Consider the following 21,085-nt stretch of genomic DNA (forward strand, 5'->3'; position numbering starts at 1 on the left):
CCACGGCTGAAAGCCTAGCCGACACCGGCTGGTCAGATGCGCCGTGTTAGGCCCGGGCGGGTGCCGCCGCGCCCCTTCTTCCGGGTCGCGGCGGCATAAAATGCCGTGTCAGCGGAGGGCCTCGGCGATGGCCTTGCCGCAGGCCTCGGTGCCAGCCTTGCCCTTGAGGTCGGCGGTGCGCAGGCCGGGTTCCTTCAGCACGGTTTCGATGGCCGCCATGATGGCCGCGGCGGCGGCGGTTTCGCCCAGATGGTCCAGCATCATGGCGGCGGACCAGATCTGGCCCACCGGGTTGGCGATGCCCTTGCCGGCGATATCGGGGGCGGAACCGTGCACCGGCTCGAACAGCGATGGGTGGGTGCCATCAGGGTTGATATTGCCGGAGGGGGCCACGCCGATGGTGCCGGTGCAGGCCGGCCCCAGATCCGACAGGATGTCGCCGAACAGGTTGGACGCCACCACCACGTCGAAACGGTCGGGGTTCAGCACAAACTGCGCCGTCAGGATGTCGATGTGGTACTTGTCCCAGCGCACGTCGGGATACCGCGCCGCCATGGCCTCCACCCGCTGGTCCCAGAAGGGCATGGTGATGGCGATGCCGTTGGATTTGGTGGCGGAGGTCAGGTGCCGGTTGGGGCGGCGGTTCGCCAGGTCGAAGGCGTAGCGCAGCACCCGATCCACGCCGAAACGGGTCATGACCGTTTCCTGGATCACGACCTCGCGGTCCGTGCCGGCGAACATGTGGCCGCCGACAGAGGAATACTCGCCCTCGGTATTCTCCCGCACGATCCAGAAGTCGATGCTGCCCGGTTCACGCCCCGCCAGGGGCGAGGGCACGCCGGGCAACAGGCGGGCGGGGCGCAGGTTGACGTACTGGTCGTACTCGCGCCGGAACTGCAGCAGCGATCCCCAGAGGGAGATATGGTCCGGCACCGTTTCAGGCCACCCGACGGCGCCGAAGAAGATGGCGTCCGGCGCGCCGATCCGTTCCTTCCAGTCTTCCGGCATCATGCGGCCATGCCGGGCGTAGTAGTCGCAGGAGGCGAAATCGTGCCAGCGCTGCTCCACCGTGAAGCCGTAGAGGGCGGCCGCGCGTTCGAGGACGCGCACACCCTCGGGCACCACTTCCTTGCCGATGCCGTCACCCGGAATGACGGCGATGGTATAGCGGCGGCCGGACTTATTCGTCGCATCGGTCACAGCGTGGCTCCCAGCTTGAGGCCCCCGATGTGGAAGGCCTTCTGTTCAAGGTATTCCTCGATCCCGGCCTGCCCGCCCTCGCGGCCCAAGCCGGACTGCTTGACGCCGCCGAAGGGCGACATCTCCATGGCGATGGAACCGGTGTTCAGCGCCACCATCCCAGCCTCCAACCGTTCGGACACGCGCCACGCCCTGTGCAGGTCGTTGGTGTAGAAATAGCTGGCTAGGCCATAGGGCGTGGCGTTGGCCATCGTCACCGCCTCGTCCTCGCTTTCGAACCGGAACAACGGCGCCACCGGGCCGAAGGTTTCCTCGTGCGCCAGGCGCATGTCGATCGTGGCGCCGGTCAGCACGACGGGGGCTGTGAAGCGGGTGGGGTCGCCGTCGCTGGGCGCCTGGGCGGCGATGCGCGCGCCCCTGGTCAAGGCGTCATCGACATGGTCGCGCACCTTGCGCACGGCCGCCGCGTTGATCAGGGGGCCCGTGGTGACGCCGGCTGTCATGCCCGGTCCCACGCGAAGCGCCGCGACGGCCTGGCCCAGCCGTTCGGCGAAGGCGTCATGGATGCCGTCCTGCACCAGGATGCGGTTGGGGCAGACGCAGGTCTGGCCGGCATTGCGGAACTTGGCCGCCATGGCACCGGCCACGGCCAGGTCCAGGTCCGCGTCGTCGAAGATGACCAGGGGGGCGTTGCCGCCCAATTCCAGGCTCAGGCGTTTCACCGTGTCGGCGCACTGGCGCATCAGCAGGCTGCCCACACGGGTGGACCCGGTGAAGGACAGCTTGCGCACCACGGGGCTGGCCGTCAGTTCCCGGCCGATGGCATCCGGCACGCCGGTGACGACGTTCAGCACACCGGCCGGGACGCCGGCACGCTCCGCCAGCACGGCCAGCGCCAGGGCGGTGAGGGGCGTCAGGTCGGACGGCTTGATCACCACGGTGCAGCCGGCCGCGAGGGCGGGGGCGCACTTGCGGGTGATCATCGCGGCCGGGAAGTTCCAGGGGGTGATGATGGCGCAGACGCCCACCGGCTCCTTGCGCACCAGAATGCGGCGGTCCGCCTCCGGCGCCGGCACCTCATAACCGTGCACGCGGCGGCCTTCCTCCGCGAACCATTTCACGAATGACGCGGCGTACCGCACCTCGCCCGCCGCCTCGGCCAGGGGCTTGCCCTGCTCGGCCGTCATGATGCGGGCCAGGTCATCGACATTCGCCAGGATCAGGGCGTGCCAACGCGCCAGGATTTCACAGCGCTGGCTGGCGGTACGGGCCCGCCAGGGGGGCAGGGCCGCCGCGGCCGCCGCGATCGCGGCGCGCGTGTCCCCTTCGTCGCAATCGGGCGCCTCGCCCACCGGCCGGCCGGTCGCGGGGTCGAACACGGGAAGGGACCGTCCGGCGGCGGCGGGCCGCCACGTGCCGTCAATGAAGGCCAGCCCCGGCAGCAGCGCCGGGTCTTTCAGGTCGAGGATCGTCATGGCGGAACCTGGATGGTGAGCGGTCAGCCCAGCGCCTGGCTGACCAGGGAGAAGGTGTGGATGGCTTGGCCCTGGGCCGGCAGGCGCCCCCGCACCATGCGGGTGACGCGGCCGACGCAGGGCAGGCCCAGATCGTCCAGCCAGGCGGCCAGGTCGCTGTCGTGCGGAATGTCGACACGGGCCAGCATGCCGGCGTTGGACCCCAGCCAATGGGAGATCAGGGTGCGGGCGCCCTCGGCATCCGGCGCCGTGGTGGGGCCGATCACATAGCCGCGGCCGAAGCGGCGGAACAGGGCGAAGCCGATGGCCTGGCTGTCCCGGTCCAGAACCACGCCATGCGCCAGCTTGCGCAGCTGCGCGAACAGGCTGGCACGGTCCATGCCGCAGGCCTTCCGGTCCAGCGTGATGATGGCGTCATGGTCCTTGCTGCCCAGCGGCCGCACCCGCTCGTTGGGGCGCAGGCTGGGGATGGGCACGGAAAAGGCGGCACCCTGGTGCTGCAGGATTTCGCCGAAGGGGGTGAAACCCAGGCGGGTATAGAGGGGCAGGCCCTCGGTCGTGGCGTTCAGCACGATGGCGCGATCGCCCAGCCGCGCCATCATCGCGTCCATCAACTGGCGGCCGATACCCGCCCCCTGCTTTTCCTCGGCGACGATCACCATGCCCAGCGTGGCGACCTCGGGGCCGTAGGGCCAGCCCATGATGGTGCCGACGATGACCCCGTCCTCCTCCGCCACCAGGCCGGTGCCGGCCCGCAGCATGAAATCCCAATCCTCAAGGCGATGCGGCCATTGCAGCTTGCGGGAAAGCGCGTGCGCCTGGGGCAGGTCATCCGGCGTCATGTCCCGCAGTTTCACCAGGAGATCGGTTCGTCTTTCCATCGGCCATCTTCTCGTTGGCTTCCCCGGGGAATCCCGGCGCGTTCTCGGCGGTCGATGTCGGCATGATATGCCGACGGATGCGGTCGACCCTGTCAATCGTGCACAGACTATAAGGGCGGCGGCGGAGCATTCGATGCCGCCTTGCGCGTCAAATCAGAAGATTATGGCGCGCGCGGTTCGATCCGATCCCGCCAAATGCCGGCATTGGCATCTCCAGTCACGGGTTGATCGCCGATTGGCGGCCGCGTTGGAGATGCTGTAACGCCTGCCCGTCATGGTGGCACAGCAGTTCGTTGCCACCATCCAGAACGATACGGGGCGGGGGCAGGCGGTCGCACAAGCCCTCCACCCGGGCGGCGCATCGCGGCAGGAAGCGGCACAGATTCGCATCTTGGGCGGTGGCCAGGGGCGGCGGCGCCACCGCCGTTTCCTTCTCCTCCAGCCAGCCCTGGCGCATTTCCGGCACCGACCCGATCAGCAAATCCGTGTAGGGGTGGAAGGGGGCGTCGCCAAAGCCGTTGCGCGGCCCCATCTCCACCTTCTGGCCGGCATACAGCACGGCGATGTCGTCGCAGATGGCGCGGACGGTGGAGATGTCGTGGCTGATGAACAAGTAGGACAGGTCCAGTTCGCGCCGCAATTCGGCCAGCAAATCCAGGATGGCGGCGCCGACCACGGTGTCCAGCGCCGATGTCACCTCGTCGCACAGGATCAGGTGGGGATCGGCGGCCAGGGCCCGGGCCAGGTTCACGCGCTGCTTCTGGCCGCCGGACAGCTCCCCGCAGCGCCGGTCGGCAAGGCCGGCGGGCAGTTGGGTCAGGTCCAGCAGGTCGGCCACACGGCGGTCCCGTGCCCGGCCATCCATGCCGTGGTAGAAGGACAGGGGCCGGCTCAGGATGCGGGACACGGTATGAGCGGGGTTCAGCGCGGTATCCGCGTTCTGGAAGACCAGCTGGATACGTTGGAACTGTTCCCGGGTCCGGCCCGATAGTGTGGGGGCCAGGGGCTGGCCCTGGAACAGCACCTGGCCGCCGGCGGGTGCCACCAGACCGGCGATGACCCGCGCCAGCGTGGACTTGCCGGAACCGGATTCGCCGATGACACCCAGGGTGGTGCCCTTGGCGATGGATAGGGTGATGTCACGCAGCACCGGGATCTTGGGCACGCCCGCTTCCACCCGGCCATAGCCCGCGGTCAGGCCGCGCACCTCCAGAAGCGGGGGCGCCTGCTGCGGGGCGGGCCGGTGGGGCCTGGCCTGCGCCGGGGGACGCGCCGCCGCCATGAGGGTGCGGGTATAGATGTCGGCCGGCTTCTCCAGCACCTGGTTGGCATCACCGGCCTCGCGTACCCGGCCCCGTTGCAGCACCACGATGCGGTCGGCGACCTGCGCCACGACCGCCAGGTCGTGCGAAACGTACAACGCCGTGGCGCCCTGTTGGCGCACCACCCGTTTGAAGGCGCGCAGCACGTCGATCTGGGTGGTGACGTCCAGGGCGGTGGTCGGCTCGTCCAGGATCACCAGTTCCGGATCGGTCATCAGCGCCATGGCCGCCATCAGCCGTTGCAATTGCCCGCCCGACAGCTGGTGGACATAGCGCTCGCCGATGGCTTCCGGCTGGGGCAGGGCCAGGGCGCGGAACAGGCCCACGGCCTTGTCTTCGGCCGCCGGCCGGGATAGCAGGCCGCGCCCCACCGCCGTCTCCACCACCTGGTCCATGATGGTCCGCGACGGGTTGAAGGATGATGCGGCGCTCTGCGCCACATAGGCGATCCGGTTGCCGCGCACGGTGCGCAGCTGGGACGCGTCCAGGGTTAGGATTTCGGTGTCGCCCACCCGCACGCCGCCGCCGGCGATGCGGCAGTCCCCCCGGGCATAGCCCATCAAGGCCAGGGCGATGCTGGTCTTGCCCGACCCGGATTCCCCGATGAGCGCCAGCACCTGGCCCTTGGGGATGGTGAAGTCCACGTCGCTGACGATGGGCGTTTCCTGGCCGCCAGCGGCTGGCGCGGTGATCCGCAGGCCTGAAACCTGGACGTGATCCTGCGCGGCGTCCATCTCAACGCCCTCCGGTGATGCGCCGGCCGCGCCCCGGCAGGGCGTCGATCAGCAGGTTGACGCCGATGGTCAGCGTGGCGATGGCCACGGCGGGCGCCAGGATGGCCAGGGCGCCGTCGCCCAAGCCGGAGATGTTTTCCCGAACCAGGGATCCCAGGTCGGCGTTGGGCGGCTGCACGCCCAGGCCCAGGAAGCTCAAGCCTGAGAGCAGCAGCACGATGAAGACGAAGCGCAGGCCGAAATCGGCCAGCACGGGATGGATCATGTTGGGCATGATTTCGGCGGTGGCGATGTACAGCCGGCCCTCGCCCCGGGCGTAGGCCACCTGCACGTAGTCCATCTGATTTAGATTGGTGGCCAAGGCCCGGGCGATGCGGAAGGCCCCCGGGGTGTAGGTCGCCGCCGCGATCAGCAGCAGCAAGGCCAGGGACGAGCCGAAGGCCGCGACCAGCACCAGGGCGAACACCTTGCTGGGAATGGATATCAGGGTATCCATGAAACGGCTGATCACCTCATCGACCCAACGGGGGCTGACGGTGGCGGTCAACGCCAGGCCGGCGCCGGTCGCGCTGGCCAGCAAGGCGGAAGCCAGGGCCAGGCCGACCGTGTATTGGGCCCCGGAAAGCAGGCGGCTCAGCACGTCGCGGCCCAGATAGTCACTGCCCAGCCAGTGCCGGGCGCTCATGCCGTCGAAAACCTCCGGCGAGACAAAGGCGCCCACGTCATAGGGCGCCAGCAGGGGCCCGGCAGCGCCCAGGACCAGCCACAGGACGACCAGCGCCAAGCCCACCTGCCCCGATGTGGACAGGCCGGACAGCAAGTGCCAAACCCGGCCTGCGGCTGTGGACACCGGTTTCGCCATGCTTTCCTCGCGCAAGGGGACGGTGGGGGTCATTGGCCGCGCAGCCTCGGGTTGGCCAGGATGGCGCAGACATCGGCCGCCAGCATCAGCAACAGATAGGCCACGCAGAAGATCATGGCGCACGCCTGCAGCAGGGGCATGTCACGGCTGGTGACGGCGTTGACCATCAGGCTGGCGATGCCGGGATAATTGAAGATCGTCTCGACGATGACGGCGCCCCCCAGCAGGTAGGACAGGCTGAGCGCCATGGCGTTGACGATGGGGGCCACGGCGTTGGGCAGCACATGGACCAGCACGACGCGCGCGGGGGACAACCCCTTCAACAGCGCCATCTCCACATAAGGACGGTTCAACTGGTCGATGATGGCCGCGCGGGTCATGCGCGCCATCTGCGCCACCGTCACGCAGGCCAGGGTCATCACCGGCATGGCGTAGCCGCGCAGCATCTCCGCCCAGCCCATGCCCTCGCGCACCACGGTGATGGACGGCAGCCACCGCAATGTGACGGAAAAGACCAGGACGGCGATGGTCGCCACCAGGAATTCCGGCACCGCCACCATGCCCAGGGTCATCAGGTTCAGGGCGCGGTCCAGCCCCGTGTCGCGGTAAAGGGCCGACAGGATGCCAATGGCCAGGGCCAGCGGGATGGCGACGGCGGCGGTGAGGCCGGCCAGCGTCAGTGAATTGGGTAGGCGGCCGGCGATGACCTGGCCCACCGGCATATTCGCCACCAGCGACTGGCCGGGATCGCCCTTGATCATGCCGCCCAGCCAGTGCGCGTAGCGCAGGTGTGCCGGCTGGTCCAGACCCATCTGGTGGCGCAGGGCGGCCACGGCTTCAGGCGTGGCGCTCTGTCCCAGCGTTTCTTCCGCGGCGTCGCCGGGCAGCAGCGCGCTTATGGTGAAGACCACCAGGGACACCAGCAGCAAGGTCAGCAGCGCCGACCCCAGCCTGCGTAGGATCAGGCGGCCGGCCGCGGCAATTCCGCCGTGGTTTCTTGGGGTGCCATGGGCCACCGGTCAGCCCTCCCACCAGACGTGTTCCGCGAAGGAATAGCCCATGAGACCGCCGATGGGGATGGAGCCCAACCCCTTCAGGCGCTGGTCATAGCCGTCCAGCGAACTGATGAAGACGGGAATGCCGACGCCGCAATGGTCGTGCACCAGCACCTGCATGTCGCCGTACATCTGGCGCCGGCGCGCCTCGTCCCGTTCGCCACGCGCCGCCAGCAGCAATTGGTCGAACTGCTCATTCCGCCAGCCGGATTCGTTCCACGGCGCGTCCGACTTGTAGAACAGGCTGAACAGCATGTCCGCCGTCGGCCGGGGATTGGTATTGCCGAAGCCCAGCGGGTGCTTCATCCAGTGGGTAGACCAGTAGCCGTCGGCCGGCACCCGGTTTACCGCCAGGTGCAGGCCCGCCTGGGCGGCGAATTCCTGCAGCATTGAGGCCATGTCCACCGACCCGTCGGCGGCCGGCGAGGCGTAGACAGGCAGCCGCGCCCCCGCCAGGCCCGCCTTGCGCAGATGGAAGGCCGCGCGATCCGGGTCGTAGGGTCGCTGTGGCAGATCGGCCAGGTAATAGGGACTGCCGGGCGGGATTGGCTGGTCGTTGGCGATGGTGGCGTAGTTGCGGTACAGCGTGCGGCGGACGAGGTCGCGGTTGAACAGGTACTTCATGGCCAGCACGAAGTCCGGATCCCGCGAGGGAAGGGCGTCCTGCCGCATGATCAGGTTGGTGTACAGGCCGGATTTGGTTTCCAGCACGCGGTGGCCGAGCGACGCCTCGATACGGCGGGCGGAGCGGGGATTCACCGCGTTGACCAGGTGGACATCGCCCGACAGCAGGGCGTTGACGCGCGACACCTCATCCGGAATGCCGAGCAGCTCGATCCCGTCCAAATAGGGTTTGCCCTCGACCCAATAGTTTTCGTTGCGCACGGCGATGGTGGCGATGCCGGGCTGGAAGGAGGTGCAGCGGTAGGGCCCGGTGCCGATGGCTTGGCGGAAGTCGGTGGTACCGTCCTGCACGATCAGGAAGTGCGAGTCCGCCAGGATGGCCGGCAGGTCGGCGTTGGGGCCGGTCAGCTCGATCGTCACCTCGTTGGAACCGGAGACGGCGACGCGCCGGAACTGGTCCGCGATGGGCCTGACCTTGGATGCCGTGGCCGGATCCTGGTGCCGCATCAGGGAATAGACCACGTCCCGCGGTGACAGCGGCTTGCCATCATGAAAGGTCACGCCTTTGCGCAGGACGGCCCGCCACAGGGTCCGGTCGTCGCTTTCCAGCGTCTCCGCCAGGGCGGGTTCCGCCGACAGGTCCGCGCGGTACCGCGTCAGGCCGCTGTAGAACATGTAGTGGCGGGCGTAGTCGGTCGATAGGGCGCCCTTGGCCGGATCCAGCGTGTCGGCCGTTGAGCTGGACATGCCGGCCACGCGGATGCGGCCACCCCGCCGGGGGGAGGCCGTTTCCTGGCCGGCCCCGAACGCCGGTCCGCCCGCCATCAGACCAGTGGCCAGCATCCCGCCCATGAGGTGCCGCCGCGTGATCAGGGATGGGGTCGCGCGGGCCGTCAATGCAGGATGTCCTGGACGCGGTAATAGGCGCCCACCAGCGGCAGGAACCACGGCTTGCCCAGGTGCCCCGGGATGCTGGGCCAATCCAGGTCCGCCCAGGGGTTGGCCTGTGGGCGCCCCATCATCACCTCGGCCATGCGCTCCCCCATGTAGGTCGCCATCTGCACGCCGTGGCCGCTGTAGCCCATGGAGTAATACAGGCCGTCATGCTGGCCGGCACGGGGCAGGCGGTCGGCGGTCAGGTCGACCATGCCGCCCCAGCAATAATCGATGCGCGTTCCCGCCAGTTCGGGGAAGGTCCGGCCCAGCGTCACCTCCAGGATGCGCCCGCTCTTGAGGTCGGACAGGGGATTGGAAACGGCGAACCGCGCCCGCCCGCCGAAGATCAGGCGGTTGTCGGTGGTGGTCCGGAAATAGTTGCCGATATTCTTGCTGGTGACGTAGTTACGCCGCCTGGGGAACAGCCGGTCCAGCAGCGCCGGGTCCAGCGGCTGGGTGGCGATGATAAAGCTGCCGACGGAAACGATACGACGGCGGAACCATCGCAGCGGGCCCAGGGGGCCGCCGGTGCCGCCGCCGCCCGTGGCGATCAGAACCTGGTCGGCGACGATCTCGCCCCGGGGCGTCACCACCCGCCAGCCGCCGCCGGGGCGGCGCAGGATGTCGGTCGCCGGGGTGTGTTCATGAATGCGGGCGCCCGCGCGGGCGGCGGCGTGGGCCAGTCCCACCCCGAATTTGCCGACGTGCAGCTGGGCGCTGGTCGTCTGGATCAGGCCGCCGTGGAAGGCGGCGGAGCCGATCTCGTCCCCGATGTGGTCGGGCGTCACCAACGCCACATCGGTGTCGATTTCCGCCCGCAACACGTCATGCGCCCTGGCCAGCTTCTCGAAATGCTCGGGCTTGGCCGCCAGCTTGAGGCGGCCGGGGCGGCGGAAGTCGCAGTCGATATCATTCTCGCGCGCCAACCGTTCCACCGTGTCCACGGCCGCGACATGGGCGCGGTAGTAGGCGCCGGCGCGATCCCGGCCCAGCTTGGCGGACAGGGCGGCGTAGTCGTGCGCCAGGCCATTGTTGCAATGGCCGCCATTGCGTCCCGACGCGGCCCCGATGGCGCGGTCCGCCTCCAGCACGGTGACGGAAACGCCCCGTTGGCTGAGCGCCAGGGCGGCGGAAAGGCCGGTGAAGCCGGCGCCGATGATGGCGATGTCCGTGCGGCTGTCCAGGCCGCCGTCCGCGCCGCCGGTGAAGGGGGGCGCCGTGTCCAGCCAGTAGGAGCAGGTCTTGGGTCCGGTCATGGAAGTCAGGGCCCGATGAGAGCGGTCACCAGGGCGCCGTGGCGGTCGATGGTGACGTTTGGGGGCCGGAACGCGATCATGCGACGTCTTTCCTTTTGGGATGCCATGATTTGGCTGTTCGGCTCCGGCGCGGGCCCAGGCGGAGGGAAGCGCCCGGCCTTGCCGGCCAGCACCGCTTTCCACATTTCATGCGCACCCTGTCCGGTGACCATTCTTGTGAACCCATTAGGCCACAGGCCGATCAAAACATGTCCTTAAACTGCCCCGGGCCGGCGCAGGATTCCGCCTTTTGCCCATCGCATTCAGCATAGTTTGCTGCGACGCGGGAAAGGCCACCGGCGTTAATATCCGAGATCGCGCCGGATCAGGCCCTGCATGGCAATGCCGGCTTGATGACGCCGGATATTGTCAAGGAGGGCCTGACCGCCGATATCGGCCGTGGTCATGCTGGCGACGTGCGGTGTCAGGAGAATCTTGGGATGGCGCCAGAAGGGATGGGCGGCGGGCGGTGGTTCGCTGTTCAGCACATCCAGCACGGCACCGGCCAGCCGGCCGCCATCCAGGGCATCCAGCAAGTCGCTTTCGATCAGGTGTCCGCCCCGGCCGGCGTTGACCAGCCCCGCACCGGCGGGCAGCCGGTCGAAGGTCTCGCGGCATAATATGCCACGCGTCCCCGGCGTCAGCGGCAGCAGGCAGATCAGGATGTCGCATCGCGCCAGGAAGTCCGGCAACTGCTCGCGTCCGGCGTAGCAATCCACGCCGGCAATGGCGTGCGGGGTTCGGCTCCACCCCAGCAAGGGGAAGCCGAAGGCGCCCAGCCGGGCCAGGACCGCTTGCCCCAGCACACCCAGGCCCATGACGCCCACCCGCCGCTTGGCCGGCGGCACCAGGCGGGCCGGTTGCCATCGCCCTTGGCGCTGGTCGCTGATGTAGTCGATGACCCGGCGGTGCAGGGCCAAGGTCGCGAATACCGCGTATTCGACCATGCCTTCGGTCAGGCCGGCCTCAATCATGCGCACCACGGCGACGGACGGCGGCACCTGCGACAGGTCAAGCTGATCGACGCCGGCGCCGATGGAGAATAGAACCTCCAGGTTGGGCAAGGCCGCAAAGATGTCGGCGGTGGGCGCCCAGGCTGCGAGATAGCGGATGGCCGCCGGATCCCCCATCTCCGGCCAAAGATGGAAGCCGATGTCGGGGGCCTGGTCCGCGAACAGGGCCTGCCAGGCGCGGCCACGCTCGGGCTCGGACTTATAGAGGACGCTCATGACCGCACCTTCGGGATGGCGGTGACAGGGGATGGCGCGCCGGCCAGGCGGCGCCGGCGGTTGCGGGCCTTCACCAGCGCCAGGTGCAGCCACATGGCGGGACCGGTGATCGCCAGCATCGCCAACGACAGGCCGGCGAACAAGGCCAGCCCCAGTCCGGTGGCGCCCGCGATCCCGCCCGTATGGATGGGCAGGGCGATCACCCAGGCGTCGGTATTCCGGTCAGCGGGCACGGACAGGGTCTCGTGCCCGGATATCAAGTCGATGGTCACCTGGTGCACCGCCAGGGGGCCGTACTCCGGCGCCCGGAGGTACACACCCAGAAGGGTGGCGCCCTGTGACCGCAGATCGCGGACGGCGTGCCCGGGGAAACGCGCACGGGCCAGCGTCAGCGCCCCATCCCAATCGCTCATCGTCGCAAGGGGCGCCGTGGGCGATGGGGATGGGGCGGCCAGCACCATGGGTACCGCCAGGGTCAAGCCCGTCAGTGCGCTGATGGCGATGACCACGGCCGCGACCGCGCCCAGGATGCGATGGCCCTGCCGCAGGATCATGCGTGCCGGTTGGCCCCGCTGGATGGTCAGGCTTTGGCGCCAGCGCCCGGGGCGGGGCCACCAGTGGGCGAGGCCCGCCAGCGTCAACACCAGGATGGTGAGACCAACCAGGACGATGGCGGCCGTGCCCGGCCGGCCCGTCAGCATCTGGTCGTGCAGCCGGAGTAACGCGATGGCTGGGAAACGCCAGATGGACCCGTCCCTCAAAATTTCGGCCGACGCGGGGTCCAGCGCGACATAGCGGGTGCTGCCATCGGGGTCGGTCAAATGGGCCAGGTAGGGGGCATCCGCCTGGCTGGGGAAGTCCAGCCGGCGCAAGGTGGCGTTGGGATGCGCGGCGGCGAGAACCGCCTGCAGGCGTCTCAGCCGCACGGTGTCGGCGGCGGCACCATGGGTGGTTTGAGAGAGTGGCTGTTTTGTGTCCAGGCCTCGGCCCGGGGTATCCTGGAACAGCAGCAGGACACCTGACGCCGCCTGGATCAGGATGAAAACCGCTGCCACCAGGCCGCAATATTTATGCAGGTGATAAAGGGCGCGCTTGGTGATCATAAGGTCCTTCGGGCCCCAAGGCGGCCACTGAGGGTGACGCGGGCGCGCCGGGAAGGTCGCGGAATGGCGGCAGGAGCCGCCTGGTCGAGCCCTATCCCCGCCGGGGATAGGGCGTCCTCGGGTCAGAACTTATAGCGGACCCGTGCCTTGAACGTGCGTGGCGCGCCAGGCTGCACCCACAGCGCGGCGTAGCTATTCGCGTACCACGTTTCATCGAACAGATTGTTGATTTCGCCGCTCAACTCGATGTCGTCCGTCAGATGGACCGACCCCATCAACCGCACCAGCGTGTAGGCGGGCAGGGTGAAGGTCGTGCCGGTCTCCCCCAGCCGCTTGTCAACGTAGTTGACCCCGATGCCCACGTTGGCGGGCCTTTCCATCACGGAGAAGTCCTTGAACAGGATCAGGTTGCCGCTCAGTTCCGGAATGTTGATCAGTGGATCGCCCACGGCCACGACCTTGCCGAAGTCGGGGTCGAGAACCGATGACGTCGAATAGGCATCGACATAGGCGAAGCTGCCCAGCAACCGGAAATCATAGGGCAGCTTGGCACTCACGTCGAACTCGACACCTTTGCTTTCCGCGGTGCCGATGGCGATCACATAGCCCGAGTGCACGGGATCGGCCGTGATGATGTTGTCCTTGCTCATCTTGAACAGGGCGATGGAACTGGTAATCCCCTGGTCCGGCGACACGTATTTGGCGCCGATCTCGTACGATTCCGTTCTTTCGGGCGCGAAGGGTGTTCCGTAGTAATCCTGCCCGGTATTCGCGCGGAACCCCTGCCCGTAGCTGAAATAGACCGAGATCGACTTGGTCGGCTCATAGACGATGCCGGCCTGCGGGCTGAAGGAATCCGGGTTCTGCCGGGCCGTCACATGCGCCGCGCGGTCGAGGATCGACTGGGAAAAGTCGTCGTAGCGCGCACCTACACGCAGCTTGATGCTGTCGGTGACATCGATCTGATCCTGCACGTAGGTGCCGGTGGTCTTGTCCTGCTCATACTGATTGAAGACCAGGCCGGTCGTGGCGGGCAGCAAGCCCGCCGGCGTGTAGACGGGGTTGTAGATGTCGATCGCGTTCTGCTGGGCGAATGTCGGATGTGTCGACAGCGCGGGTGGCCGTGACCGCGTCTGGAAGTTGTTGAATTTGAAGTCGTCGTAGTCGGCGCCCACCAGCACGTGGTGGGTGATGCCGAAGGTGTCGAACTGCCCGTTGATTTCACCACGCAGCACCAGATCCTCGGTGTCGTAGGTGGTGTAACGGCGCTGCCGGGAGAGCGTGCGGCCATCGGTGAAGAAGGGCTGGCGGGATGCGACCAGTTCCGGCGTCTCACCATAGCCGGTGAGGTCGGTGGTGCGATAGCCCGCCCCCAGCAAGACCCCCCACTTGTCGCTGAAGTCATGCTGCAATTGCAGTTGATGGCCGTAGTCGTTGGTCTTGGTCGGCCCGTCGGCCGGCTCGCCCAGGAAACGGGAAATGGGAATGACGCCAAGTTTGCCGTTGACCGCCACGACACCCCGGTCGAACGGGACCTCCTGATGGGTGTACGCGAACTGGTAGGAGACGCTGGTGGTGTCGTTGAGGAACCATAGGACCGAGGGCGATACGGTTTCCTTTCTGGCGTGGACCGTGTCACGGAAGCTGTCCTCGTCCTCGAAGGCGCCGTTCATACGGACGGCCAGCCGCTTGCTGAGCGGGGTGGTGTAGTCCGCCTCCCCTCGGAAATGGCTATAGCTTCCGCCTTCGAGCATGACGCTGCCCTCCGGCGTGAACTGCGGCTGCTTCGTGATGATGTTGACGGTGCCGCCCGGCTCGCCACGGCCGAACAGGGCGGAGGTCGGGCCCTTCAAGACATCGATCCGCTCCACGCCGGAGACATCCCGGGTCCCGCCGAATCCGCGACCATAGTTGAAACCGTTGACGAGGAAGCCGCTGGGGACGTTGATATCGCCGGCGAAACCGCGAACGGCGAAGCCGTCCCACAGGCCGCCATAGCTGTTCTGTCGGGCCACGCCGCTGACCAGGTCCAGCGCGTCGGCAAGGCGGGTGATGCCAACTTCCTGCAACGTGGCGCCGCTCAACGTCTGAACGTTTTGCGGCACGTCCTTGGCCGGCACGGTGCCGACATATTGCTGCTTCTGCGCCGTGACCGTGATTTCGTCAAGGGTATCGCCGATGGCCGGCGCCGGGTCTTCCGCGGCGCGGGCCACGGGCTGAAGCATCAGATAAGCCGCGGTCGCGGCACAAAAGAATCGAAAACCGGAATGGCCCTTCATTTTTCTCGCCCCCTGTTCTGATTTTAATGTGAAGGCTCCCTAAGGATTCTTTTTTTGTAAAATCTTCTCCGTCGCGACGAGCGCGCGCCGCGGTGGAAGACAGTCCGGAGATTGGACCCAACTTTCGCCCGTTTTATTAGGAATGATGGTGCCTGATCTTTTGGGAATCTTTGTTCGAAGGCCAGGCCATTTTCAGGGGGAAATATTGCGGCATCTTGCCAAACGGATGAATCTGCCGGCCGCCGATGGCCGGCGTTATCACACCTATTCGGCGTGGGGCCTGAACAAATCCCCATAAAATCCGGTGGTCTTCACCGTCACCGTGATGGGGACATCGCTGCGGTTATGCCAATACCAGCCGTGCGTGCCCTCGAAGGGCGCGGTCAGGTCGCCCTGGGCGGCCGAAACCTCTTTTTCCTTCCAATAGCTGGTGAACGCGTCACCAGCGTTCACCCGTTCGCCATGCATGTCCACCTTCACGGGCGCGCTCGCTTCCCAGCGGAAAATGAAATGGTCGCCTTCCCGCATGTGGGCCTTGATCTCGGCGCCGGTATGGGGCGCCAGGGTCAGGGTCATTTCATCGCTGCGCAGGGCGGTCGTCTTTTCGATCATGGCCCGGTTGGGAATGGGAATGGCGGTCGGCGCCTGGGGCGGGGCCGTCACCTCCTTCTCAGCCTGGCCCATCCGGGTCAGGCCGATGGCGGAACCGATCCCGGTCAGGTCGATGCCGCGTTCGGCCGGCAGTACGAACAGGGTCAGGATCAGGGCCGCGGCCACGCCCGCCCCCGCCGTCGCCTTGGTCAGGGTGCGGGGGGCGACCACGTATTGGTCCATGGAAGGGCTCGCCATGTCAGGCTCCTTGCTGGAAATAGCCCGCCAGCTGATAGCCGGTCAGTACGAAGCCGGCGGCCATCAGGGTGGCGTTGGCCAGGACGACGCTGTGCCGGAAGTTCTCCGTCTGGCGCCACAGGCTCATGAGGATGAGGATGACGCTCAGCGCCAGGAACTGGCCGATCTCCACGCCCACGTTGAAGCTGACCAGGTTGGGGATCAGCCCATCCTGGGACAGCGCCAATTCCTGCAGCTTGGTCGCCAGGCCGAAGCCATGGAAAAAGCCGAAGACCAGGACGGCGGCGCGGGGATTGGGCGTGAAGCCCAGCACGGTCTTGAAGGCGCCCAGGTTGTCCAGGGCCTTGTAGACCACCGACAGGCCGATGATGGCATCCACCAGGTAAGCGTTGGCCCGCACGTCGGTCAGCACGCCCAGCAACAGCGTCGTGCTGTGGCCGATGGCGAACAGGGTGACGTAACGGCCCACGTCCTTCAGCCGGTACAGCAGAAAGATGACGCCGACCAGGAACAGCAGATGGTCATAGCCGGTGACCATGTGCTTGGCGCCCAGATAGATGTAGGGGACGATGTTGACGCCGTCGGCGCCGGTGATGAAGGCCTTGTCGGCGTCCGACACGCCGTGGGCCTGGGCGGGCGTGGTGGTGAGGGCCGTGGCCAGGGCGGCCAGCACCACCAGCCCGCGCGATGCCTTGGCCGAATGTGGGGCCGGTACGGAAAGCGGGGTTGCTGCCTGCATCGGGGTCCCCTAGTTGAGGGTGAAGGTGGTGCCCAGGCTGGTTTTCGTCGCGGTGTCGATGACCTGGACGGCGACCTGGGACTTGGCCGGGATGGTGGCGCCAGGCGCGTCGAATCGGTTGCCGTCGGCGGGCTTCAGCGCCACCACCTGCGTCTTGCCGCCGGCGGTGATGCTGATCCGCCCCGTCATGGCGGCGGCGGCCACCGGCTCGTCATCATCGGTGACGTACAGAGCCACGGCGCCGGCCTTGTTCACCAGTTCGAACACGGTTTCGCCGGCCATCAGCACCACGCCGCCATGCTGCGGCTTGGTGTTGCCATGCGCCAGGGCGGGCTGGGCGGCGGCCAGCGCCAGGGCGACCAGGGCTGGGGTCAGGAACTTCGCGAGGGTCATGGCGGGGCCTTTCAAAGAGGGGAGCGGGTTCATTCCGGCGCGTGCTGCAGCAGGAACGACAGCGTGGCCCCCAGCTCGATTTCGTCGTATTTCTTCGGATCGTCCGTCGGCGCCTTGTAGACCGCCTCGATCACGTTCAGGCCCTGGTTGCGCACCGCCAGGGTGACGGTGCCGTCGGCGGCCGTCTTCACCGGGGTGGCGTCGGGGTCGTTCACCAGGTCGTTGATGACCGAGACGCCGGCGATGGGCTTGCCCTTGTACAGGACCCTGTAGGTCATGGGCGTGCCCAGCTTTTCCGGTATGGGGCCGACCGGGACGATCTGCAGCACCTGTCCCGGCAGGGCGGGAATGGGCTTCTCCAGCGGGCCGCGAACGCCCACCGTGTATTTGATGGTCTTTTCCGAATAGAAGGCGTTCGGCATTTCCTCCCGCGTCTTCTTCTCGAACTCCTCGCCCTTCATCCGCGACCAGATGCCGTTCTGCAGGACGGCGGCCACCAGGGTCGGGCGCTGTTCGGTGTCCAGGACCACCAGCGGGCCGGCCACGCGCAGCTTGGCTTCGATCGGCTGGTAGTTGGCGTCATAGGCGGCAATGCCTTCGAAGCCCGGCAGACGCTTCACGGAATCCAGGTCGTCGGCGCCAACGCCATAGATCAGGGCCAACTGGCGGGCATGTTCGGCATACCAGATGGCGTGCGCGCCGGCGGGGCCGGAAATGAGGGCGCTGGCAAGCGCGGCGAGGGCGATGGGCTTGAAATGACGCATTATCGATCCCCTGTCTTATGTTTTGACCCAGCACGCCATTTTAGGGCGGTCCCGTTCTTTTTAAGAAGGCTAACACCCCGGATTGGCGGGATGGCACCGATTGCGGCGGGCTTGGCGGCAGAAACCCGTCCTGGGCCGGCGGGCGGACGGTCGATTGTGCTTTGGCTCTACCGGATACGCCGGCGGATGGCCGCAGTTGCATCCGCCGGCGCGTCCCATCCCTCAATGGGGCTGGTCGGTTCCCGGATCACCGTTCTGCGATGCCGGGTCGTCATGGTCGTGGTGATGGTGGTGGGCATGCCCCTGATGGTCGTCGAGGGCGGCGGGGTCGGGCAGGCGCTGCACGCCGATGCCATGGCGGTAGACGTTCTCCGCCCCGTACCATCCGGTGATTGCCACCAGCCCCATGCCGCCGGCCACGCACAGCAGCAGCAGGGGATGGGCACCCACGGCCCGCTTGCGGTCCAGCCAAGCGCCCAGCGACGCGATGGCCAGTACGGCCGCCGTGCGGTAGGCCCAGGTCAGGTGGATATGCACGTTCTCATGACCGGCGAGGTCCATGGTGGACGTGGTCATGGCCCGCTGTCCCGTCAGGATGGCCGCCAGCGCCGCCACCGTACCCAGACACAGCGACCAGCGCGCGGCGGTGGTCAGGGCCGGTGCCGTTCCGGTCTCGCGCCGAAGGAACGCGGCCGTGAAAAACAGGAACGCCAGAAGGGGCAGCGCCACGGCGAAATGAACCACCACGGGGTGCCAGTTGGGCAGGATTTCCGGCATGGCTCAACCCCCGTGGCCATCGTGGCCGTGGCCCATGGGCATGGCGGTGTCACCCGGCATGATATGGTCGATCCAATAGGCGCCCGCCGGGGATCTCCCTAAGGTGAACATGACCTGGGCGCCGGGCCGCAATCCGGCCAAGTCGATCCCCGGAGCCACGGGGAAGTCCATGGTCATGCCGGGCCAGTTCAGGGCGGTGATTGGGCCATGGGTCAGGTTCACGGTGTGGCGGCCGGCATCCACGGCGTTCACCGTGCCGGTGCCGGTCGGCATCGCCGCCTTCTCGGGCGTTTCGCCGGGATGGTCGTGGTCGGTTCGGGGCGTGGCAGCCAGCGCTGGCGCGTGTGCGATCATCAGCGCCGCCATGACGGCGTGCGCGAAGGTTTTCGGGATCATGTGATTTCTCCCAGGGAATCTGCATAGGGCCGCTCATTGCGGAACGGCCGGGATGAGGGGGCGGCCTTACAGCCGGGCCACGCCCCTGGGAGGTTCAAGGGGGGGAAGGCAGGTGATGCCGGTCCCGTCCGTATGCGCCGGCGATCCCGGCGCCCGCGCCTGATCCGCCGGCCAGTCCGGTGCGGCCGGGGGGCTGAGGGCCGCCCCATGGCAGGCCATGGCGCAGCACGGGGAGATCCCACGGCAGCAACAGCCGTCCTGGCATCCAAGATCCTGCGGGTCCGCCGCCAGGATGCGGGGCGCCGCGACGGCGACGGGGGCCGTTGCGGTCTCGATGCCCGCTTGCCGCCCCATGCCATGGGCTTGCGCCCGGCCGGCCCATCCGAGGACACAGGCGGCGATGCATAGCAGGACGAAGAGTTGCGGGAGCGGGCGGAGACGCATGCCGGCACCATAACGATCCGGTGCCGGGTATGCAAAGGGGCATCACAGGGCGCCGGTCCCATCCGCCACAACGGTATATCGTGCTGCGCCAATGCCCCCTGATGCGGAAGCCTGCCAATCGGAGCGATAACAAAGGCGCCATCATGTCGCGCGTTGGCGCTAGGCTTTCATGAAGCGCGTTGGCCGGTATGCCGATCGCAAATCCAAAAACCTTAAGCGACAGGGGGCCCTCCATGACTGTCTTGCGGCCGAAGTTCATCACGTTCGACTGCTATGGCACGCTGATCAACTTCGAGATGGCGCCGGTGGCGCGGACGGTTTACGCCGACCGCCTGGCGGGGGAGGCGCTGGAACAGTTCTGCCGTGACTTCTCCGCCTACAGGCTGGACGCCGTCCTCGGTGCCTGGCGGCCTTACCGCGACGTGGTGGTCGAGGCCCTGCAGCGCGCGTGCAAGAAGGCGGGGGTTCCGTATCGTGACGCTGATGGCGCGGCGCTCTATGCCGCCATCCCGACCTGGAACCCCCATCCCGACGTCGTTGAGCCGCTGAAGCGCGTCGCGGCCGAGTTTCCGCTCGTCATCCTGTCCAATTCGATGGTTGACCTCATCCCCCACAGCGTCGAGAAGCTGCAGGCGCCATTCCATACGGTCTGCACGGCGGAGGAGGCCCAGGCCTACAAGCCCCGGATGCGCGCCTTCGAGTTCATGTTCGACACACTGGGCTGCGGGCCGGCGGACGTGCTCCACTGCTCCTCCAGCTTCCGCTACGACTTGATGACCGCCTATGACATGGGCATCACTATGAAGGCCTTCGTCAACCGGGGGCACGAGCCGCTGAACAGCTACTACCAGGTCCACGACATCCCCAACATTGGCGGCCTGCCTGGCCTGGTGGGGCTATGATCGCGGGGGCGGCGAAGGGCCGGGTGGGGGCCGTTGTCGATCTGCGGGCCTATGCGGCGGGCACGCCCCCTGCTGGCGACTGGATCGGCGGCCGCGCTGTGCCCATCTTTACCGACGCCGCGGCCACCGTCGCGGCCCTGGCGCCACGCGGGGAGGGGCGTGTTGATGGCCTGTCGGCGGATGAATTCGTCCTGGTTCTCGACGGTGGGCTTGAAATCGACAGCGGCGGCGGCCGCCTCTCGCTGCCGGCGGGCATGAGCGGCGTGCTGCCGGTGGGGACGCGCTTCACCTGGCGGGCCGCCGAGGGAACGCTGCTGATCATCGTCAGTAGTCCGGCGGCCCAGCCGGGGACGTCGGAGATGCCGGTGACGATCGACCAGGCCGCACCTCTCTCGCCCTCCAACCCGCCGCTGGCCGAGTTGCTCGTCGGCCCCACGCCATCCTGCCGGAACCATTCCGATTACTGGTCGGCCAGCCGTGAGTTCGTCTGCGGCACCTGGGATTCCACGCCCTATCACCGCAGGCAGATGCCCTATCGCCATATCGAGCTTATGCATTTGCTGGAAGGCAGCGTCACTTTCGCCGATGCCGGCGGCAGCGTCACCTTCTCCGCTGGCGATGTCTGCCTGGCCATCCGGGGCGACGGTTGCGCGTGGATCAGCGAGGTGCATGTCAAGAAGGTCTACGCGACGCAGCGTCCCGCGTGACCCATCGCGGCGGCCATGCGCTCCGACCGCCAACGCATGGTCACGGTATCTTATATCGCCTTGCGTCCATGTCGCCGCATGACGGTGGCGCGGTTCGGCGACATACGGGAGAAGTTGCC

19 protein-coding genes are annotated in these 21,085 nt (G+C 67.4%); 2 read left to right on the forward strand and 17 right to left on the reverse strand.

Translation table 11 applies throughout. From position 1 onward, the window contains the following. Nucleotides 1–108 precede the first annotated feature (108 nt). From FBZ89_RS28740 to FBZ89_RS28825, 17 genes are all read right to left on the reverse strand, one after another. Entirely contained in the window at nt 109–1,200 is a 1,092-nt protein-coding gene (locus tag FBZ89_RS28740; RefSeq protein ID WP_145754347.1) for a tartrate dehydrogenase, read from the reverse strand. After that, nucleotides 1,197–2,675 carry an NAD-dependent succinate-semialdehyde dehydrogenase gene (locus tag FBZ89_RS28745; RefSeq protein ID WP_145754348.1) on the reverse strand — a complete coding sequence of 493 codons (1,479 nt, stop codon included), beginning with the start codon at nt 2,673–2,675 and terminating at the stop codon, nt 1,197–1,199. The genes FBZ89_RS28740 and FBZ89_RS28745 overlap by 4 nt, the downstream gene beginning before the upstream one ends. A gap of 23 nt (nt 2,676–2,698) precedes the next feature. After that, the gene (locus tag FBZ89_RS28750) at nt 2,699–3,556 is read right to left on the reverse strand and encodes a GNAT family N-acetyltransferase (protein WP_145754350.1); all 858 of its coding nucleotides are present in this window, start codon (nt 3,554–3,556) and stop codon (nt 2,699–2,701) included. Between the two features lie 217 nt (nt 3,557–3,773). Continuing rightward, nucleotides 3,774–5,612, reverse strand: coding sequence for an ABC transporter ATP-binding protein (locus FBZ89_RS28755; RefSeq protein WP_145754352.1), 1,839 nt, complete (start codon nt 5,610–5,612; stop codon nt 3,774–3,776). Nucleotide 5,613: 1 nt separating this feature from the next. Further along, nucleotides 5,614–6,507 carry an ABC transporter permease gene (locus tag FBZ89_RS28760; RefSeq protein WP_145754353.1) on the reverse strand — a complete coding sequence of 298 codons (894 nt, stop codon included), beginning with the start codon at nt 6,505–6,507 and terminating at the stop codon, nt 5,614–5,616. Next, on the reverse strand, nt 6,504–7,490 hold the full coding sequence (locus FBZ89_RS28765; protein ID WP_246172936.1) for an ABC transporter permease: 987 nt from the start codon (nt 7,488–7,490) through the stop codon (nt 6,504–6,506). Before FBZ89_RS28765 ends, FBZ89_RS28760 begins: the two co-directional genes overlap by 4 nt. Before the next feature lie 3 nt (nt 7,491–7,493). Then, entirely contained in the window at nt 7,494–9,050 is a 1,557-nt protein-coding gene (locus tag FBZ89_RS28770) for an ABC transporter substrate-binding protein (RefSeq protein ID WP_246172951.1), read from the reverse strand. After that, on the reverse strand, nt 9,047–10,345 hold the full coding sequence (locus FBZ89_RS28775; protein ID WP_145754355.1) for an NAD(P)/FAD-dependent oxidoreductase: 1,299 nt from the start codon (nt 10,343–10,345) through the stop codon (nt 9,047–9,049). Before FBZ89_RS28775 ends, FBZ89_RS28770 begins: the two co-directional genes overlap by 4 nt. A 341-nt stretch (nt 10,346–10,686) precedes the next feature. Continuing rightward, on the reverse strand, nt 10,687–11,613 hold the full coding sequence (locus tag FBZ89_RS28785; protein ID WP_145754357.1) for a 2-hydroxyacid dehydrogenase: 927 nt from the start codon (nt 11,611–11,613) through the stop codon (nt 10,687–10,689). After that, on the reverse strand, nt 11,610–12,716 hold the full coding sequence (locus FBZ89_RS28790) for a PepSY-associated TM helix domain-containing protein (RefSeq protein WP_145754359.1): 1,107 nt from the start codon (nt 12,714–12,716) through the stop codon (nt 11,610–11,612). Before FBZ89_RS28790 ends, FBZ89_RS28785 begins: the two co-directional genes overlap by 4 nt. A 122-nt stretch (nt 12,717–12,838) precedes the next feature. Next, nucleotides 12,839–14,941 carry a TonB-dependent siderophore receptor gene (locus FBZ89_RS28795; protein WP_246172952.1) on the reverse strand — a complete coding sequence of 701 codons (2,103 nt, stop codon included), beginning with the start codon at nt 14,939–14,941 and terminating at the stop codon, nt 12,839–12,841. A gap of 318 nt (nt 14,942–15,259) precedes the next feature. Then, nucleotides 15,260–15,844 (reverse strand): hypothetical protein, encoded by a 585-nt coding sequence (locus tag FBZ89_RS28800; RefSeq protein WP_246172961.1) that lies wholly within the window; start codon nt 15,842–15,844, stop codon nt 15,260–15,262. Between the two features lies 1 nt (nt 15,845). After that, on the reverse strand, nt 15,846–16,583 hold the full coding sequence (locus FBZ89_RS28805) for a HupE/UreJ family protein (protein WP_145754362.1): 738 nt from the start codon (nt 16,581–16,583) through the stop codon (nt 15,846–15,848). Between the two features lie 9 nt (nt 16,584–16,592). Next, nucleotides 16,593–16,976, reverse strand: coding sequence for a hypothetical protein (locus tag FBZ89_RS28810; RefSeq protein ID WP_145754364.1), 384 nt, complete (start codon nt 16,974–16,976; stop codon nt 16,593–16,595). Between the two features lie 29 nt (nt 16,977–17,005). Then, the gene (locus FBZ89_RS28815; RefSeq protein ID WP_145754365.1) at nt 17,006–17,740 is read right to left on the reverse strand and encodes a DUF4198 domain-containing protein; all 735 of its coding nucleotides are present in this window, start codon (nt 17,738–17,740) and stop codon (nt 17,006–17,008) included. A 222-nt stretch (nt 17,741–17,962) separates the two neighbouring features. Further along, nucleotides 17,963–18,517, reverse strand: coding sequence for a DUF2231 domain-containing protein (locus FBZ89_RS28820; protein WP_145754367.1), 555 nt, complete (start codon nt 18,515–18,517; stop codon nt 17,963–17,965). Between the two features lie 3 nt (nt 18,518–18,520). Further along, nucleotides 18,521–18,913, reverse strand: coding sequence for a copper-binding protein (locus FBZ89_RS28825; protein WP_145754368.1), 393 nt, complete (start codon nt 18,911–18,913; stop codon nt 18,521–18,523). Nucleotides 18,914–19,590: 677 nt separating this feature from the next. On the opposite strand from FBZ89_RS28825, the gene FBZ89_RS28830 reads away from it, so the two are divergent. Together FBZ89_RS28830 and FBZ89_RS28835 are read left to right on the forward strand one after the other, a co-directional pair. Continuing rightward, nucleotides 19,591–20,259: a haloacid dehalogenase type II gene (locus FBZ89_RS28830; protein WP_145754370.1), complete on the forward strand. Its 669-nt coding sequence runs from the start codon at nt 19,591–19,593 to the stop codon at nt 20,257–20,259. Next, a complete protein-coding gene (locus FBZ89_RS28835) occupies nt 20,256–20,966 on the forward strand; it encodes a cupin domain-containing protein (protein ID WP_145754371.1) in 711 nt (236 codons plus the stop codon). Before FBZ89_RS28830 ends, FBZ89_RS28835 begins: the two co-directional genes overlap by 4 nt. Nucleotides 20,967–21,085: the final 119 nt, after the last annotated feature.

Origin of the sequence: Nitrospirillum amazonense (assembly GCF_007828045.1) — a bacterium.
Taxonomy (GTDB): Bacteria; Pseudomonadota; Alphaproteobacteria; order Azospirillales; family Azospirillaceae; genus Nitrospirillum; species Nitrospirillum amazonense_C.

Coding starts and splice junctions, on each gene's coding strand:
- FBZ89_RS28775 (WP_145754355.1), bottom strand. CDS start 10,345: ATGACCGGACCCAAGACCTGCTCCTACTGGCTGGACACGGCGCCCCCC.
- FBZ89_RS28785 (WP_145754357.1), bottom strand. CDS start 11,613: ATGAGCGTCCTCTATAAGTCCGAGCCCGAGCGTGGCCGCGCCTGGCAG.
- FBZ89_RS28750 (WP_145754350.1), bottom strand. CDS start 3,556: ATGGAAAGACGAACCGATCTCCTGGTGAAACTGCGGGACATGACGCCG.
- FBZ89_RS28760 (WP_145754353.1), bottom strand. CDS start 6,507: ATGACCCCCACCGTCCCCTTGCGCGAGGAAAGCATGGCGAAACCGGTG.
- FBZ89_RS28825 (WP_145754368.1), bottom strand. CDS start 18,913: ATGATCCCGAAAACCTTCGCGCACGCCGTCATGGCGGCGCTGATGATC.
- FBZ89_RS28745 (WP_145754348.1), bottom strand. CDS start 2,675: ATGACGATCCTCGACCTGAAAGACCCGGCGCTGCTGCCGGGGCTGGCC.
- FBZ89_RS28810 (WP_145754364.1), bottom strand. CDS start 16,976: ATGACCCTCGCGAAGTTCCTGACCCCAGCCCTGGTCGCCCTGGCGCTG.
- FBZ89_RS28835 (WP_145754371.1), top strand. CDS start 20,256: ATGATCGCGGGGGCGGCGAAGGGCCGGGTGGGGGCCGTTGTCGATCTG.
- FBZ89_RS28805 (WP_145754362.1), bottom strand. CDS start 16,583: ATGCAGGCAGCAACCCCGCTTTCCGTACCGGCCCCACATTCGGCCAAG.
- FBZ89_RS28820 (WP_145754367.1), bottom strand. CDS start 18,517: ATGCCGGAAATCCTGCCCAACTGGCACCCCGTGGTGGTTCATTTCGCC.
- FBZ89_RS28755 (WP_145754352.1), bottom strand. CDS start 5,612: ATGGACGCCGCGCAGGATCACGTCCAGGTTTCAGGCCTGCGGATCACC.
- FBZ89_RS28800 (WP_246172961.1), bottom strand. CDS start 15,844: ATGGCGAGCCCTTCCATGGACCAATACGTGGTCGCCCCCCGCACCCTG.
- FBZ89_RS28795 (WP_246172952.1), bottom strand. CDS start 14,941: ATGCTTCAGCCCGTGGCCCGCGCCGCGGAAGACCCGGCGCCGGCCATC.
- FBZ89_RS28790 (WP_145754359.1), bottom strand. CDS start 12,716: ATGATCACCAAGCGCGCCCTTTATCACCTGCATAAATATTGCGGCCTG.
- FBZ89_RS28815 (WP_145754365.1), bottom strand. CDS start 17,740: ATGCGTCATTTCAAGCCCATCGCCCTCGCCGCGCTTGCCAGCGCCCTC.
- FBZ89_RS28830 (WP_145754370.1), top strand. CDS start 19,591: ATGACTGTCTTGCGGCCGAAGTTCATCACGTTCGACTGCTATGGCACG.